Origin of the sequence: Bacillus sp. FSL R9-9834 (assembly GCF_038006905.1) — a bacterium.
Classification (GTDB): domain Bacteria; phylum Bacillota; class Bacilli; order Bacillales; family Bacillaceae_G; genus Bacillus_A; species Bacillus_A pacificus.
Map to the genome: position 1 here is coordinate 5,178,272 of NZ_JBBOWD010000001.1, position 16,271 is coordinate 5,194,542.

The window sequence follows — 16,271 nt, forward strand, 5'->3', positions numbered from 1 at the left end:
TGATTTTAAAACTATATATGCTATAGTTAACGTGTAAAACTATCATTAACTGAGGTGAATAGAATGAGTGAAGCAACAACAACGTTAGATGGCTGGTATTGTTTACATGATTTACGTTCTATTGATTGGGCTGCATGGAAAACATTATCTAGCGACGAACGCGGACAAGCTGTGTCTGAATTTTTAAATGTCGTTGAAAAATGGAACGACGTAGCTGCTGCAAAAAAGGGCAGTCACGCAATGTATACAGTTGTTGGCCAAAAAGCTGATATTATGCTTATGATTTTACGTCCAACAATGGAAGAGTTAAATGAAATTGAGACAGAATTGAATAAAACAACTTTAGCTGAATATATGGTTCCTGCATACTCTTACGTATCTGTTGTTGAACTAAGCAACTACCTTCCAGCTGATGAAGATCCATACCAAAACCCACAAATCTTAGCTCGCTTATATCCTGAGTTACCGAAAGCAAATCATATTTGCTTCTATCCAATGGACAAGCGTCGCCAAGGTGATGACAACTGGTACATGCTTCCGATGGAGGAACGTAAGAAAATGATGTACAGTCATAGTAAAATTGGTCGCCAGTACGCAGGTAAAGTACGCCAAGTTATTTCAGGATCTGTTGGATTCGACGATTTTGAGTGGGGCGTAACATTATTCGCTGACGATGTTCTTCAATTTAAAAAGCTTATATATGAAATGCGCTTCGATGAAGTAAGTGCTCGTTATGGTGAATTCGGAACATTTTTCGTTGGAAACATTTTACCAGACGAAAAAGTAGAGAAATTTTTACACATATAAATCGTGAAAAAGGAACGAAATTCGTTCCTTTTTTTATTCCTCTCTATATTTCTCCTCAAAAAAGTTCTTTTTTCCGCAAATTTGAACAAAAATCGACAAATTCCTTTTAAATACCTTACAAAATTGTAACCTTTCTATATCCAAATTTATGCTAAAATGGTACGAGCTATATGCTAATAACGATGCGAAGGTGATAATGTATATGAAGAAAATCTTGTCTATTTTACTAGTGTTTCTATTGTCAATTTCTTCCTTAGGAGTAACAACATCCCATGCAGAAGAAAAAATACACATTGAGGCAGCTGCTGCACTTCTATTTGATGCAGATACAGGAAAAATACTGCATGAACAAAATCCAGATGAATTACTAGCTATCGCTAGTATGTCAAAATTAATTGTTGTTTATGCCGTGTTAGAAGCAATTAAAGAAGGAAAAATCACTTGGGATACAAAGGTAAACATTTCCGATTACGCTTATGAAGTTTCACGTAATAATGAATTCTCTAACGTGCCGTTCGAAAAAGGACGTCAATATACTGTAAGAGAACTATATCATTCTATCGTTATCTTCTCTGCAAACGGATCTAGTATTGCCTTAGCAGAACTTCTTGCAGGAAGTGAGAAAAACTTCTTAAATCTTGCAAATGAACATGCAAAAAAACTAGGGTTAAAGAAATATAAATTTGTAAACGCTACTGGTTTAAATAACGCTGACTTAAAAGGAAAACATCCTGAGGGTACTGATCCAAATGCAGAAAACTCTATGTCAGCTCGCGATATGGGTATACTTTCAAAAGCAATGATTACAAAGTATCCAGAAATGCTAGAGGATACAAAACAAAGATTTAGAAACTTCCCAGATAATCATCCGAAACCAATTCGTATGGAAAACTGGAACTGGATGTTACCAGGAGCTGCTTTCGCTTATGAAGGTACTGATGGTTTAAAAACTGGAAGTTCTGATACAGCTGGATACGGATTTACTATTACTGCTAAACGTGGTGATGTACGTCTCATTTCAGTTATTATTAAAACAAAATCAATGGACGAGCGCTTCACAGAATCTCGTGAGTTAATCGAATACGGGTTTAATAACTTCGAAAAACAAAAACTAAAGGTCGATAAAAACAATACACTCTCTGTAGTACAAGGGAAAGAAGATCAAGTAACTGTTGCACCGGAAAAAGAAATAACCGTAATTGCAAAAAAAGGTAGCAAAGCCCCTTATAAAATTGGAACTGAAGCAGATAAATCACTTGCTGAAGATGGTCATTTAGTTGCTCCTATTAAGAAGGGTGCCAAAGTAGGCTCCATTACGTTAGAATCAACTGATAAATATGGTTTCTTAGACGGTAGTAAAAGTATGAAAGTTACTGCAAAAACGACAGAAGAAGTTGAAAAAGCAAATTGGTTTGTGTTAACAATGCGCTCTATCGGTGATTTCTTCTCAAACTTATGGTCTAAAGTTTTTTAATAAAAAAGCTGGCTCACGCTAGCTTTTTTTATTTTCTACTCCCAATGTAAAACTTCGTTTGGTTGTCATATCTGACTCTTTTTCCTCATACGTATGAACTAGTAATTGTTACACACTTCATCTAGAGATAAACCTCTTTCCAAAAGGTATTCCAAAAAGAGAGGTGACACATAATGGGCGTTATCGCGCATAACGAAGAAGATGTTAAGTTACTAGCTAGATTGATGCGTGCTGAAGCTGAAGGAGAAGGGCCACAAGGAATGTTAATGGTTGGAAATGTTGGAGTAAATCGTGTCCGCGGGAATTGTTTAGACTTTAAAAATATTCGTAATTTACGTCAAATGGTTTATCAAAACCCTGGCGGTTTCGAAGCAACGCAAAAAGGATATTTTTATCAGCGTGCGCGTGAACAAGATATTGCTCTGGCAAGACGGACCATTCAAGGGCAGCGCTTTTGGCCTGCCAACTTTGCCTTATGGTTTTTTAGACCTGAAGGTGCATGTCCACCAACTTGGTATAACCAGCAAAACTCTGGTCGCTTCAAAAAGCACTGCTTCTTCCAGCCAAATGCTGGGGATTGCCCTAGCATATATTAAGGAATGAAAAATGAGGAGGGATTTTTGAATGGCACAGCAACAAAACCCGTATTACGGAACAGGTTTCTATCAACCATCTGGAACTTACGTACAACCGCAACAAATGACTCCACAGCAACAGCAACAACAGCAAGCAATGCAACAACAAGCTGCGCAAGCTCAATATGCTGTTTCTCAAGGTATGTTACCTCTAGAACAGTCATATATTGAAAATATTCTTCGCTTGAACAAGGGCAAGCAAGCCACAGTTGTAATGACTTATGAGCGTGGCAGTTCACTCGGTACACAATCCTATACAGGTATTATCGAAGCAGCTGGTCGTGATCATATTGTAATTAGTGAGCCAGAGTCAGGGAAACGTTATTTACTACTAATGATTTACTTAGATTATGTAGAATTCCCAGAAAGAATTACGTATTTGCCTGGTCAACAAGCAACTTATGCTCCAAGACCATAAAAAAAGCTGGCATATGCCAGCTTTTGTTTTTTATAATCCTTTTACAACTGCAGTTCCGACTAAGATCCATGCCACAATAAACGCTACACCACCAAGAGGTGTAATTGGACCAAAGAACTTAATACCCGTCGTACTTAATGCATACAAACTACCTGAAAACATAATAATTCCGGCTACCATAAGCCAGCCAGCAGTAGTTAAAAGTGATGATTGAATTTTATCCATCAATAAAGCAACTACAAATAGTCCGCCTGCATGAAACATTTGATATGTAACACCTGTTTTCCAGACTTCTAACATTTTTGCAGAAACTTTATTTTCTAAACCGTGTGCTCCGAAAGCCCCTAACGCAACAGATAGCCCCGCTGCAATACAACCTAGTAAAAAGAAAATTTTCATCTTAATTCCCCTTTTTTACTTTTATCATAAGCAATTTTTTCATATAAGCCAAACGATTTATCCTCTAAAAATCAAATAAAGAATTACCGTTTGCATCACTTTCTTTTATATATACTGGCTCATCAGAAACCGGTGCAATTGGTTGCATCGTGATTGGTTGTGATCCAATTATTTGTGATTGAATTTGTGGCTCTCTATACGTAGAAGATTCAACTGGCTCATCTAATAATAAATCACATAAAGCACGCACAACTAATACATGTTCTTTTGATTTTTGTCCTTCACTACTTTTTGCCTTTGCAATTTCATTCGCCATTTTATTTAAAATTTTATCACTCGATATTTGCATTCCTCGTCACCTCTTACTTTGTAGTTCTTTCTCAAATTGTCCCAGCTTCTCTACTGAACTAAATACTATTATCATATCATGTTCTTGCAGTTTTTCCTGCCCCGTTGGATTATGTATAACATTCCCCTTTCTCAAAATCGCTAAAATTGTTACATCAAATTGATTTCTCACATCACTCTCTAGTAATGATTTATTAGCTAAAATAGAGCCCTCGCCGACTGCAATTTCTTCAATTACAAATGACTGCTCCACACCATACAGTACTGTATCAATATAATGAACTGTTAACGGATTCGCAATACCTTGGTCATACATATAACTGCTATCCATAATTGCTTACGTGCATTCATATCATGTTTCAACTCTTTTCTCTATCTACAATCTTTGCCAGTGGAAATGAAATACATATATACTAGATACGGAATCTATGAAAGAGGTTGATATAATGAAAACATTTCTTTCCGCCTTACAATGGGCACTATTTATTTTAGCTGGGAGTCTTATTGTACCAATTAGCGTCGCAACTAGTTATGGTCTTGATGGCGCTGAAGCTATTGCATTCGTACAAAGAACATTATTTGTTCTTGGCTTTGCCGGTCTACTGCAAGCTATATTTGGACATAAACTTCCTATTCAAGAAGGTCCTGCTGGCCTTTGGTGGGGAATTTTCTCCCTTTACGCAAGTTTAGGTGTCGTATTATTTGGATCAAACAATGAGACACTTAAAGTTCTTCAATATGCTTTCTTATTAAGCGGTATCATTTGTATTATTCTTAGCGTTTTTGGACTTATTGATAAACTCGTTCGCTATTTTACACCGACAGTCATTGGAACGTACTTATTTCTTCTTGTTGCACAACTTAGTGGTTCCTTCTTAAAAGGAATGTTCGGTCTTGATGGAAAGCATACAGAAGTACAACCTAACGTATTTATTCTTTCACTCATTGTTATTTTACTATCCTTTTTCATCATGAAGCTACCTATTATCGGACAATATTCTGTTCTTTTCAGTATCGTTTGCGGCTGGATATTATTCGCATGCTTCGGATTATCTAATCCAATAACACCAGTGACAGACATAATCCGTTTTCCATCCTTATTTGTTTTCGGAATGCCTCGTGTTGAATGGAACATGGTAATTACGGTCATTTTCGTTACACTCTTACTTCTAACAAATATGTTAGCAAGTATTCGTGTTGTACAAAAGGTTGTCTCTAAATATGAAGAAAATGCTGCATCAGATCGTTTTAAACAGGCCGGTATTATAACGGGAATCAATCAATTACTAGGTGGCCTGTTTTCGGCTATCGGACCTGTCGCTATTTCTGGATCAGCAGGTTTTATTGCAACGACTAATATTTATAAACGCCTCCCATTTATATTAGGGTCAAGCTTTATTATTGTCGTTAGTATATTCCCAAAGATCACTTCATTCTTTGCAGCAATCCCAGTTGCAGTTGGTTATGCTGCCATTTATCCTGTATTTGCAAGCATGATCGGTCTCGCCTTTCGGGAATACGAAACGGTACAGGATAAAGAACGATTATTTAAAGTAGCGGGTCTGTCAATCTTCACAGGAATTGGGGTTATGTTCGTTCCAGCAGGAGCATATTCCACGCTTCCACCATTTCTAGCTTCATTCCTAAGTAATGGTCTCGTTCTTGGAGCTGTAATGGCAATCTTACTAGAAATACTATTTTCTCGTTCGACAGCAAAACAAGTATCGTAAATTGGAAAACTTCCATTATTGCACTCTACCTTTAGAGTTGTTACGATAAAATAAACATTTAATCATTGGGGTTTTGTCCATCCCCAATGATTATTAATTAATATGATGAGAAAAACACTCATAAAAATGAATCTACTTCTTTTTAAAGAGGTTCGATGTCTTACTATTATTCCTTACATCTCCATGAACATATATTTGATTTAAATAAAGAAAGGACTTTTCAATATGACTTATAAAATGATTGTTTTAGATTTAGATGATACTTTATTACGTGACGACCATACTATTTCACCTCGTACGAAAGAAGCTCTAATGACCGCACAAGAACAAGGTGTAAAAGTTGTACTTGCTTCCGGACGTCCAACGTTTGGTATGCGCAATGTAGCGAAAGAACTTCGTTTAGAAGAATACGGCAGTTTCATTCTATCTTTTAATGGCGCAAAAATTATTAACTGTAAAACAAACGAAGAAATCTTTAGTAGTACGCTATCTCCTGAAATCGTTCACAACCTATTTGAAATTAGTAAAACTGAAGATGTATGGATTCATACTTATATTGGCGATGATATCGTAACAGAAGAAAATAATCCTTATACTGAAATTGAGGGAGATATTACTGGTATGCCAATTGTTGTTGTAGATGACTTTAAGGCTGCTGTTAAAGAGCCAGTAGTAAAAGTATTAATGAATAAAGAAGCTGAACGCCTTGTTGAAGTAGAATCAAAACTACAAAAACAACTAGAAGGACAATTAAGCGTTATGCGTTCTAAACCATTCTTCTTAGAATTTACTGAAGCTGGTGTTACAAAAGGAACGAGCTTAAACCAACTGATTCAAAAACTTGGCATTAAGCGTGAAGAAGTTATCGCAATGGGCGATAGCTATAATGACCAAGCAATGATCGAATTCGCTGGTCTTGGTGTTGCAATGGGCAATGCACCTGATGATATTAAAGAAATTGCAAACTATGTAACAGATACAAATATGAACGATGGTGTAGCAAAGGTTGTAGAGAAGTTCGTACTAAAAAGAGAAGCACTTGTTTAATATTTTCATTCATAAAACCTATTTGAAGTCAAACACTTCAAATAGGTTTTTATTTAAATTACCATGCTTTTGTGACTATATTTTGAACTTTGCACTATTCTCGTAGTGTAAACTTTCTTTTTGTATATAATGAAACAAAATAGACTATTTTATTTTGAAAAAGAATACAAATTTACTATAAACAAGCATACGTTAAGGGAGGCCACTTTACATGTTATCTACACCAATCGGACGATTAAGAGCAATTGGACTTATTGAAGGGATTTCTTTCCTACTACTATTATTTGTAGCAATGCCATTAAAATATTTCGCAGGATTTGCAACAGCTGTTAAAATTACAGGCATGGCTCACGGTGTTTTATTTATTTTATTTATCTTCGCAGTAATTCAAGTAACAATCGTACATCGTAAATCAATTTTATGGGCACTTGGGGCATTCGTTTCATCGGTTATCCCATTTGGCACGTTTGTACTAGATGCAAAATTAAAGAACGAGCAACAATAATGAAAAGGTAGTTAACGACTGTTAACTACCTTTTTTATTTACAAATTTGGAATTTCCCAATCAATTTCCCTCTCGCCCATATTAGCTAAAATCGTATTTACTTTAGAGTATGGCTTACTTCCGAAGAAACCACGTCTTGCTGATAGTGGGCTTGGATGTACAGATTCGATAATGTGGTGCTTCGTATTTGTAATTAATTTTTTCTTCGCCTGTGCATGGCGTCCCCACAATATGAAAATAACTGGCTTTTCACGTTCATTTAATAGCTCAATTACGCGATCTGTGAAATGCTCCCATCCTTTTCCCTTATGAGAATTTGCTTCACCTTGTCGAACTGTTAATACAGTATTTAATAATAAAACGCCTTGCTCTGCCCACTTTACTAAATAACCGTTATTTGGAATATCATACCCATATTCATCTCGAAGTTCTTTATACATATTTAACAACGACGGTGGCGTTTTAATACCGGGTTGCACAGAAAAGCTTAAACCATGCGCTTGATTTGGTCCATGATATGGATCTTGTCCTAAAATAACGACCTTTGTATTTTCATAACTTGTATACTCTAGAGCGTTAAAAATATCTTCTTTCTTTGGGTAAACAACATGTGTACTGTACTCTTCTTTCAAAAAACCAGCTAGCTTACGATAATATTCTTTCTCAAATTCTGGTGCCAATAGTGGCCCCCAATCATTTTTTAAAACATTTTCCATGCTTTCACTTCCTGTCCAATTAATTCACCATATCCTGTTTTGTAAATACTACAAACGAAATAATAAGGGAAACAACTGCCCAAACCGTTAAATTCATTAAAGAAAACTCCATCGATAAACCTTGTAATGCAGGTAGTTTTCCTGATAAATAATCCGTTAATGATAAATTCACACTAAAAATATATTTCGCGCCTTCCCAAGATGTTGCGAACGAGCTTAAAATACCGCCTGCAATTAATGCAGCTAGCATAACGCCCATACCAGCTGGTGTATTACGAATTAAAACAGAGACCATAAATGATATAGTTCCGACAACGATAGCAACAAACCAAGCTAATCCATATGCCATCAAGATATATTGCCACTGCGGAATAAGATGTACAAAATTCGTATTTAACGTTTCCTTATCAATGACGAATCCTGTTAAAACAGGTAAATTCCATCCCGAGTATCCAAATACAAGCCCTGATAGTATGTAAGCAAACAAACCTACAAGAAACAGTATGAGCGAAATGAAAAATAACATCGTTACGTATTTACTAAGGAGTATTTTCCAGCGCCGAATCGGCCGCGTAAGTAACATCTTCATCGTCCCATCACTTCGTTCTCCTGAAACGATATCAATGGCGACAATCATTACGAGAAGCGGAATAAATAACGTAATCCCTTGTTCAATAAACGCTCTGACAAAAGTCGGTGCGCCCGGTGCCATCGGGTTAATATCATGATCTAAATAATATTGTTGCTGCTCAACTCTTACCTTTAACCAATCACGCCATTCTTCTGGCAACCTAGAATTGTTCAACCGGTTCTGAGAATCAACAATTTGCTGTTGTAATGAAACCTTCCAATCAGTTGTACCGAGCCTTTTCTGTGTCGTTTCTATTTCACGATACTGCGCGTACACAAAAAGTGGGATTAAGATTGCTAAAATAAGCATGACAACAAAAATACGTTTCTTGCGGTAAATCTTTTCTGATTCATTTAAAACTAGATTCGCAAATTCACGCATGCTGCTCCCCCCTTGTGAGTTCAATAAATAAATCTTCTAGCGTAAATACAAGTTCTTTAACGCTATGTACATCTATCTCGTTTTCTACAAAATGTTTATTCCAATTACTTATAGATGCGATATTCATACGGCATAGTAATCGATCACCTTCTATACTCACTTCTCTTACTTCCTCAGCATCTTCTAGCATATCTTTTGCTTTCCCAATCGGCGTAACAATCCATTCTACACGGTCACTTGCTGTTTTAATTAACTCTTCAACCTTGGCAACTGTTATCATCTTTCCTTTATGAATAATAGCAACGCGATCACATATCATTTGCACTTCACTTAGCAAATGACTGGAAATAAATACGCTCATATTTTCTTCTTTTACAAGCTTATGTATAAATTCCCTAAGCTCTCTAATTCCAGCTGGATCTAAACCGTTTGTCGGCTCATCTAATATGAGCAATTTAGGATTTCCAAGAAGCGCTTGTGCAATGCCAAGGCGCTGTTTCATACCGAGTGAGTATGTTTTTACCTTATCGTGAATTCTTTCATCCAAATGAACCATTTGAGCAATTTCCATAATACGTTCATCTGATATATCACCTAACATACGGGCAAATTGCTTTAAATTTTCCCATCCCGTTAAATATGTATACAACTCTGGGTTTTCAACGATACTCCCAATTTGACGCATCGCTTCTCTGAAATTTTCCTTAATCGAATAACCACCGATAGAAATTGTACCTTCTGTCGCCTTAATTAATCCGACTAACATTCGAATGGTAGTCGTCTTTCCAGCACCATTTGGTCCTAGGAAGCCGAACACTTCTCCTTGCGTTACATCAAAAGAAATATTCTCTACAAGAGTCTTCTTTCCAATTACCTTCTTCACGTCTCGTACGGAAAGTATCGTCGTCATTTTACCCCTCCTTGTTCTAGTTTTAATTTACTTGCTACATTTTGAACTAATCGGTCCGCCATATATGTATACCCTATTTCATTCGGATGAAAATGATCGGAGTATAATAAATCTTTCCCACGGTTTTGGAACAAATCAAATGTCGGTGTAATATACACATTTTTATTATTTACCGCCAATTTTTCTAAAGATGCATTCCAGTCTACAACAATGTTTGAAGACCCCTTTAAATCTTCTACATCTTCAAAAGGATTATATAAACCTAGCCAAAAAATTGGGCTATCTGTATTTAACTTACGAATTTCTTCTATAATTTTCTTCGCTTCATTTTGGAATGTTTCCGTATCAGGACGATACGTTTCTAAATCTATCTTTCCAAGCGATTCCCAGCCTGGAAATAAATCATTTCCTCCAATCGTTAAAACGATTACGTCTGCTTGTTTAATTGAATATTGAGCGCCACTACTCTCAATTTGTTTTAATAAATCAGGCATTTTCGCACCACTAACAGCTAAGTTCGTTAAGGCAACCTTTTGCTTATAATCTTTTTGTAAATCTTCTTTCATCCGTCCAATATAGCCAATCCCTTCTTTATCACCAACACCGCGTGTTAATGAATCACCTAAACTAACGATTTGTAACGTTCCTGTTTTCTTTTTCTCTTTTGCTACTACATCGGTCTTTTTAATTAAATTTGAAGCTTTCGGATTTAATACATCATTTACACCTGAAACAAAGCCATATGCAAATAAACAGAAAGATGCAATTGTAATGAGTAGAATTACTTTAACTACTTTTGATCTCATATCAAAACCCCTTTTAGCCCTCATAGATTGTCCATAATTATACCAAACGCAATTTTGAAAAGCGATTTTCAAACCTTATCTATTATGTTGTTTCCCTATGTACTAATTGTGGCAATAACTCTACGTGCTTTATATCGATTTGCTTATCATTAATCTTTTCATATAATAATTCAAATGCCTTCACGCCAACATTTTTACTACAATATGAAATCGTCGTAATACCTAAAATGTCTGCTACATCTTGATCATCACAACCGATAATCGTAATATCCTCTGGAATACGAATTCCTTGTTTTTTCGCTTCTGTTACCATTCCCGCTGCAATATGGTTGCAAGATACAAGAAACGCTGTTGGTTTTACTGACATAGAGGCCAATTCCCTAATTACATTACGCCCATCTTCCACCGTAAAACAGCCTTTAAACTTCCAAGCCTCTATCGGTGTTACAGCAATCTGTTGAAGCGAATCTTCATATGCTTGTTTTCTTCTTTGACTATTAATACTGTTACTTCTTCCAATGCAATACCCAATACTTGTATGGCCCGCATCTATTAAGCTCTTCATCCCGCGCGAAAACACTTTATAATAATCAATATGCACACTCGAAATGTAGTTCGAGTCTATTTCTTCACACATAACAATAGGACCAAATTTCGTATATTCTTCGAGCTTTTCCTTACTATTTGCCCGCGAACATATAATAACCCCATCAAGCTTTTTCATTTTTAACATATTCAAAATTTCTAATTCTCTTTCCTCGCTATAATTCGTCTGACAAAGCATCATATTATAATTATTCTTTGCTGTTTCCTTTGATATTCCCTCAATAATAGCACTATAATATTGGTCATTTACATGCGGTAATAAAACGCCAATGACATTCGTTTTCCCTTTCACTAAATGAATTGCATTCACATTTTGCGTATAGTTTAATTCTTCTATAATTGCTAAAATTTCTTTTCGCTTCTGTTCATTCACATATGGATGATTATTTAGTACACGTGAAACAGTTGAAACAGATACCCCAGCAAGTTCAGCAATCTTTCTTATATTCGTCATCTCATTTTCCCCTTCCCTGCAAAAATTCTCCCTTGACCTGGTAAGCTTTCCACAATATATCCTTTCCTAGCAAATACTTTTTGAAAGGATATACAACTATGCTTCGAGTCAAATTAGAACATATATTTTTCATTGGCGGTCTACTCATTCTCGCCATCGGCATTAATATGATGACGACAATTACTTCCTTTGGACTGAGCCCTTATGATTCCTTCTTTATTGCACTATATCAAAATTTTGGGATAAGTATCGGTTTTTGGATTTTCATGATTAACTTTGCTTTTACCCTTATCGTACTCTTTTGGAATAAAAAACAAATTACGATCGGTACAATTGTAACAATGGTTCTTATTTCTCTTTTTGTTGATTGGATTGGTTCCATTACGACTATTATGGACGCTATCCGTTCTCTTCCAAAATATATAACACTTATTTGCGGAAATCTATTCGTTGGAGCCGGTATTGGTCTTTACGTCTCTACAAATCTTTGCGCAGCACCTCAAGAAGCTTTCGTTTTAACAGTTGCTGAGAAAAAGAAATGGACATTTAGAAGGACAGAAATTTCGTTAGCATTCTTATTTTTAACATTAAGCTTCTTATTAGATGGACCTATCTATTTTGGAACAATCATTTTATCCTTTACAACAGGCTGGATTATACAAGCATTTATTCAAGTTGGTACACAAATTTTAAATAGAAAAAAACCTATTAAGCAAGCTGCTTAATAGGTTTTTTATTAGTAGAGATACTACTTAGCATCTCCTTCAATTCGGTAGTTTGCTTTCAAACAATCTATTTCTTCATACCCTTGCAACGTATGTAGAATATAATCATAATCAGCAAGAGAAGCACGATGCGTTACAATGACAATTTCAGCCTTTCCTTTCTCTTCAAGCGGCATTTGAATAATCTTTTCAAAGCTAACACCACGCTCAGAGAATAACGAAGTAATTTTTGCAAATACACCAATTTCATCTTTTACATGAAGTCTTAAAAATTTCTTTACAACAATTTCGTCTGGCTCTTTTAATACTTTTTGATATTGCGGGACTACAGCACTATTTCCTGTTACCCCTAATCTAATATTTTGCATTACAGCTACTAAATCAGAAACAACAGCTGTTGCTGTCGGTAAACTTCCTGCACCTGGTCCATAAAACATCGTTTCTCCAACTGCTTCACCATACACATATACAGCGTTATATTCGTTTTGCACGGCCGCAAGAGGATGTGTATTTGGGAGTAATGTCGGTTCAACTGTAACCTCTAATTTCTCACCATCTCGCTTCGCAAGACCGATTAATTTAATCGTGTATCCTAAACTCTTACTGTATTCAATATCTTCTTCTGTAATAGAAGTAATGCCTTTTACCTTCACATCTCCAAGCTCTACATTTGTAGAGAAACCAAGGGTAGCCAAAATCGTCATTTTTCTTGCTGCATCTAAACCTTCTACATCTGATGTTGGATCTGCTTCTGCAAATCCAAGTTGCTGAGCTTCTTTTAACACGTCGTTATATGCTCTCCCTTCATCTGACATTTTCGTCAAAATAAAATTTGTCGTTCCATTTACAATTCCCATTACTTTCGTAATAAGATCTGAAGAAAGTCCCTCTACGATACTTCGTAAAATCGGAATCCCTCCGGCTACACTTGCTTCATAAAACAAATCTGCTTTATTATCTTTTGCTACCGCTAACAGTTCCGCTCCATGTAACGCCATTAAATCTTTATTGGCAGTCACAACATGCTTCCCGCTTTGTAAAGCTTGTAAAATATACGATTTTGCGTCATCAATGCCACCCATCACTTCGATGACAACATCAATATTTGGATTATCTAAAATTTCATTTGCATTTTGCGTTAATAGAGTAGAAGGTACCTCTACTTCTCTCTCTTTTTCAATATTTTGTACTAGCACTTTCGTTACTTTTACAGGACAACCTACTTGGTGTATCAGTCGCTCTTGGTGATCTGTAATGATACGAACTACACCGCTACCAACTGTCCCAAGACCTAATAAGCCAACTTGAATTTCTTTCATAATACTGTCCACCCCTCAAAAATTGTGTTTAGATGAAATTATATGAGTAAAAAATCTGAAAAACAATGTTTTTAGAACATTCGGAAAAATATAAGTTAACCATTGCAGAGAAAACGTTGCCACGTGTTACACAATCTTTTTTTATAATACATAAGGGGTTTCTTGATACACGTAATAATTTAGCCAATTAGAGAATAATAGATTTCCATGGCTTCTCCACCTTACAAGCGGCTTCTCATTTGGATTATCATGCTTAAAATAGTTTTTCGGCACATCAATATTTAACCCTTTGTCACGATCTCGTTCGTATTCTTGCTTTAACGTATCACAACTATATTCACTATGACCGAGCGCAAACACTTGTCTTCCTTCTTGCCCAATAACAAGATGAACGCCCGCTTCCTCAGAGTTGGCTAATAACGTTAACTCCTTCACCGCTCTAATGTCACTCTCTCTTACTTCCGTATGACGAGAATGCGGGGCAAAAAACAACTCATCAAACCCTTGTAACAATTTCACATGTTGCTCACGAACCTCATGTTCAAACACACCAAACATTTTTTCCTTAAGAGGATACTTTTGAACACCATAATGATGATACAAACCAGCCTGTGCCCCCCAGCAAATATGAAGCGTAGATGTTACATTCGTTTTTGAATACTCCATAATACGTTTAAGCTCTTCCCAATAATCTACCTCTTCAAAAGAAAGGGTTTCAACTGGTGCTCCTGTAATAATGAGTCCATCAAATTTCTCATTCTCAATATCACGGAATGTTTTATAGAAACTCGTTAAATGTTCCTGTGCGACATTACGAGACAAATGCGATTCCATATGAAGTAAATGAACATCTAATTGCAACGGTGTATTGCCAATTAAACGAAGTAATTGCGCTTCTGTTTCTTGCTTTGTAGGCATTAAGTTTAATATGGAAATTTTCAATGCACGGATATCTTGTGTTTCTGCTCGCTCTTTTGTCATTACAAAAATATTTTCCTCCTGCAACACTTTGCGAGCTGGCAAATCTTTATCAATTATGATCGGCATGTTGTTTGCCTCCGACTAGCGCTGCTTCTAAATCTGCAATAATATCCGAAACATCTTCTATACCAACTGATAGACGAATTAAATCTGATGTGACGCCAGCTAAGCGCTGATCTTCAGCACTTAATTGTCTATGTGTTGTACTTGCGGGATGTATAACGCAAGTTCGCGCATCAGCCACGTGCGTTACGAGAGTTGCTAGTTTTACATTTGCGATAAATTCTTTTGCTGCTTCTAATCCTCCCTTAATGCCGAATGTTAAAACACCACTAGCACCTTTTTTCAAATACTTTTGTGCTAACGAGTAATTTTCATTACTATTTAATCCCGGATAATTCACCCATTCAATACGTTCATGATCAGCAAGCCACTTAGCAACTGCAAGAGCATTTTCACTATGACGCTCCATTCGTAAATGCAATGTTTCTAAGCCGATATTGCTAACATACGCATTAAATGGGCTCATACAGTTTCCGTAGTCTCTTAATAATTGAACACGTGCCTTCACAATATAAGCTGCTGCACCAAAATTTTGAACGTAACTTACGCCGTGATAACTTGGATCCGGTTCAACTAGTTCAGGATATTTCCCGTTTGTCCAATCGAAGTTCCCTCCGTCAATAACAATGCCACCTAACGAACTTGCATGACCATCAATATATTTCGTCGTAGAATGAACGATAATATTTGCTCCATGTTCAAATGCTTGGCATAAATAAGGAGTTGCTAATGTATTATCCACGATAAAAGGTACTTCCAACTCTTTCGCTGCATCTGAAAGTTCTTTGAAATTTAAAACGTTCATCGCCGGATTTCCTAGCGATTCTGCATAAACGAGTTTCGTCTTATCATTAGCAAGGGCCACAATTTCATCAGCAGTTAAATTCGGATTAAAGAATGTAACATCGATACCAAGCTTACGCAAACTCACTCCAAATAAATTAAACGTCCCGCCATAAACTGTGGAAGAACAAAGCAAGTGGTCTCCGCTACTACAAATGTTTAAAACAGCAAGCATAATAGCAGCCTGCCCAGAAGCCGTTGCAACAGCTCCTACGCCACCCTCTAAATCTGCTAGCTTTTGCTCAAATGCAGCTAAAGTAGGATTTCCAATACGCGTATATATATATCCTTCTGCCTCTAAATTAAATAAGGCTGCTAAATCATCCGAAGTATCGTATTTATACGTTGTACTTTGATAAAGCGGTAAAACACGCGGTTCACCATTCTTTGGCGTATAGCCACCTTGCACGCAAATTGTTCCTTTCCCCCATGATTCTCCCATCTCTTATTCTCCTTTCTTTTATACAAAATAA

Annotated in this window: 18 protein-coding genes and 1 pseudogene; 8 read left to right on the forward strand and 11 right to left on the reverse strand. The window is 36.3% G+C overall.

The window, feature by feature from the left end:
- The first annotated feature begins 63 nt into the window (after positions 1-63).
- The 4 genes from hemQ (at position 64) to gerQ (ending at position 3,334) form a co-directional block, all read left to right on the forward strand.
- Positions 64-807, forward strand: coding sequence for a hydrogen peroxide-dependent heme synthase (hemQ, locus tag MKY00_RS27110; RefSeq protein WP_001287585.1), 744 nt, complete (start codon positions 64-66; stop codon positions 805-807).
- Positions 808-1,003: 196 nt separating this feature from the next.
- Complete coding sequence (locus MKY00_RS27115) at positions 1,004-2,281, forward strand: serine hydrolase (RefSeq protein WP_175574673.1); 1,278 nt, start codon at positions 1,004-1,006, stop codon at positions 2,279-2,281.
- Positions 2,282-2,454: 173 nt separating this feature from the next.
- Positions 2,455-2,877, forward strand: a complete 423-nt coding sequence (locus tag MKY00_RS27120; RefSeq protein ID WP_016719031.1) for a cell wall hydrolase — start codon at positions 2,455-2,457, stop codon at positions 2,875-2,877.
- Positions 2,878-2,905: 28 nt separating this feature from the next.
- Positions 2,906-3,334, forward strand: coding sequence for a spore coat protein GerQ (gene gerQ / locus MKY00_RS27125; RefSeq protein WP_000068646.1), 429 nt, complete (start codon positions 2,906-2,908; stop codon positions 3,332-3,334).
- A 30-nt stretch (positions 3,335-3,364) separates the two neighbouring features.
- Here the strand turns inward: gerQ and MKY00_RS27130 are convergent, their stop codons facing one another.
- The 3 genes and pseudogenes from MKY00_RS27130 to MKY00_RS27140 form a co-directional block, all read right to left on the reverse strand.
- Positions 3,365-3,733: a DUF423 domain-containing protein gene (locus MKY00_RS27130; RefSeq protein WP_000688322.1), complete on the reverse strand. Its 369-nt coding sequence runs from the start codon at positions 3,731-3,733 to the stop codon at positions 3,365-3,367.
- A gap of 64 nt (positions 3,734-3,797) precedes the next feature.
- Positions 3,798-4,082, reverse strand: coding sequence for a YwdI family protein (locus MKY00_RS27135; RefSeq protein ID WP_016719032.1), 285 nt, complete (start codon positions 4,080-4,082; stop codon positions 3,798-3,800).
- A gap of 6 nt (positions 4,083-4,088) precedes the next feature.
- Positions 4,089-4,388, reverse strand: a pseudogene (locus MKY00_RS27140) (cation:proton antiporter regulatory subunit); the annotation flags it as partial.
- Positions 4,389-4,527: 139 nt separating this feature from the next.
- On the opposite strand from MKY00_RS27140, the gene MKY00_RS27145 reads away from it, so the two are divergent.
- The 3 genes from MKY00_RS27145 (at position 4,528) to MKY00_RS27155 (ending at position 7,363) form a co-directional block, all read left to right on the forward strand.
- Complete coding sequence (locus MKY00_RS27145; RefSeq protein WP_000847022.1) at positions 4,528-5,811, forward strand: purine/pyrimidine permease; 1,284 nt, start codon at positions 4,528-4,530, stop codon at positions 5,809-5,811.
- A 225-nt stretch (positions 5,812-6,036) separates the two neighbouring features.
- The gene (locus MKY00_RS27150; RefSeq protein WP_016719034.1) at positions 6,037-6,858 is read left to right on the forward strand and encodes a Cof-type HAD-IIB family hydrolase; all 822 of its coding nucleotides are present in this window, start codon (positions 6,037-6,039) and stop codon (positions 6,856-6,858) included.
- A 211-nt stretch (positions 6,859-7,069) separates the two neighbouring features.
- Positions 7,070-7,363, forward strand: a complete 294-nt coding sequence (locus tag MKY00_RS27155; RefSeq protein WP_000953390.1) for a DUF3817 domain-containing protein — start codon at positions 7,070-7,072, stop codon at positions 7,361-7,363.
- Positions 7,364-7,401: 38 nt separating this feature from the next.
- Here the strand turns inward: MKY00_RS27155 and MKY00_RS27160 are convergent, their stop codons facing one another.
- The 5 genes from MKY00_RS27160 to MKY00_RS27180 are packed head-to-tail and all read right to left on the reverse strand — an operon-like array spanning position 7,402 to position 11,867.
- A complete protein-coding gene (locus MKY00_RS27160) occupies positions 7,402-8,079 on the reverse strand; it encodes a uracil-DNA glycosylase (RefSeq protein ID WP_000432538.1) in 678 nt (225 codons plus the stop codon).
- 19 nt (positions 8,080-8,098) lie between these two features.
- Positions 8,099-9,091, reverse strand: coding sequence for an ABC transporter permease subunit (locus tag MKY00_RS27165; protein ID WP_001206473.1), 993 nt, complete (start codon positions 9,089-9,091; stop codon positions 8,099-8,101).
- A complete protein-coding gene (locus MKY00_RS27170) occupies positions 9,084-10,001 on the reverse strand; it encodes an ABC transporter ATP-binding protein (RefSeq protein WP_016719035.1) in 918 nt (305 codons plus the stop codon). The genes MKY00_RS27165 and MKY00_RS27170 overlap by 8 nt, the downstream gene beginning before the upstream one ends.
- Entirely contained in the window at positions 9,998-10,879 is an 882-nt protein-coding gene (locus tag MKY00_RS27175; protein WP_141114906.1) for an SGNH/GDSL hydrolase family protein, read from the reverse strand. Before MKY00_RS27175 ends, MKY00_RS27170 begins: the two co-directional genes overlap by 4 nt.
- 10 nt (positions 10,880-10,889) lie before the next feature.
- A complete protein-coding gene (locus MKY00_RS27180) occupies positions 10,890-11,867 on the reverse strand; it encodes a LacI family DNA-binding transcriptional regulator (RefSeq protein ID WP_000181973.1) in 978 nt (325 codons plus the stop codon).
- A 98-nt stretch (positions 11,868-11,965) separates the two neighbouring features.
- Here MKY00_RS27180 and MKY00_RS27185 point away from each other — a divergent pair, with 98 nt between their 5' ends.
- Positions 11,966-12,592, forward strand: a complete 627-nt coding sequence (locus MKY00_RS27185) for a YczE/YyaS/YitT family protein (RefSeq protein ID WP_000946665.1) — start codon at positions 11,966-11,968, stop codon at positions 12,590-12,592.
- Between the two features lie 23 nt (positions 12,593-12,615).
- Here MKY00_RS27185 and MKY00_RS27190 read toward each other — a convergent pair whose 3' ends face one another.
- The 3 genes from MKY00_RS27190 to MKY00_RS27200 form a co-directional block, all read right to left on the reverse strand.
- On the reverse strand, positions 12,616-13,911 hold the full coding sequence (locus MKY00_RS27190; protein ID WP_016719037.1) for a homoserine dehydrogenase: 1,296 nt from the start codon (positions 13,909-13,911) through the stop codon (positions 12,616-12,618).
- 141 nt (positions 13,912-14,052) lie between these two features.
- A complete protein-coding gene (gene metA, locus MKY00_RS27195; protein ID WP_016719038.1) occupies positions 14,053-14,958 on the reverse strand; it encodes a homoserine O-acetyltransferase MetA in 906 nt (301 codons plus the stop codon).
- Positions 14,942-16,240, reverse strand: coding sequence for a bifunctional O-acetylhomoserine aminocarboxypropyltransferase/cysteine synthase (locus tag MKY00_RS27200; RefSeq protein ID WP_016719039.1), 1,299 nt, complete (start codon positions 16,238-16,240; stop codon positions 14,942-14,944). The genes metA and MKY00_RS27200 overlap by 17 nt, the downstream gene beginning before the upstream one ends.
- Between the last annotated feature and the right edge of the window lie 31 nt (positions 16,241-16,271).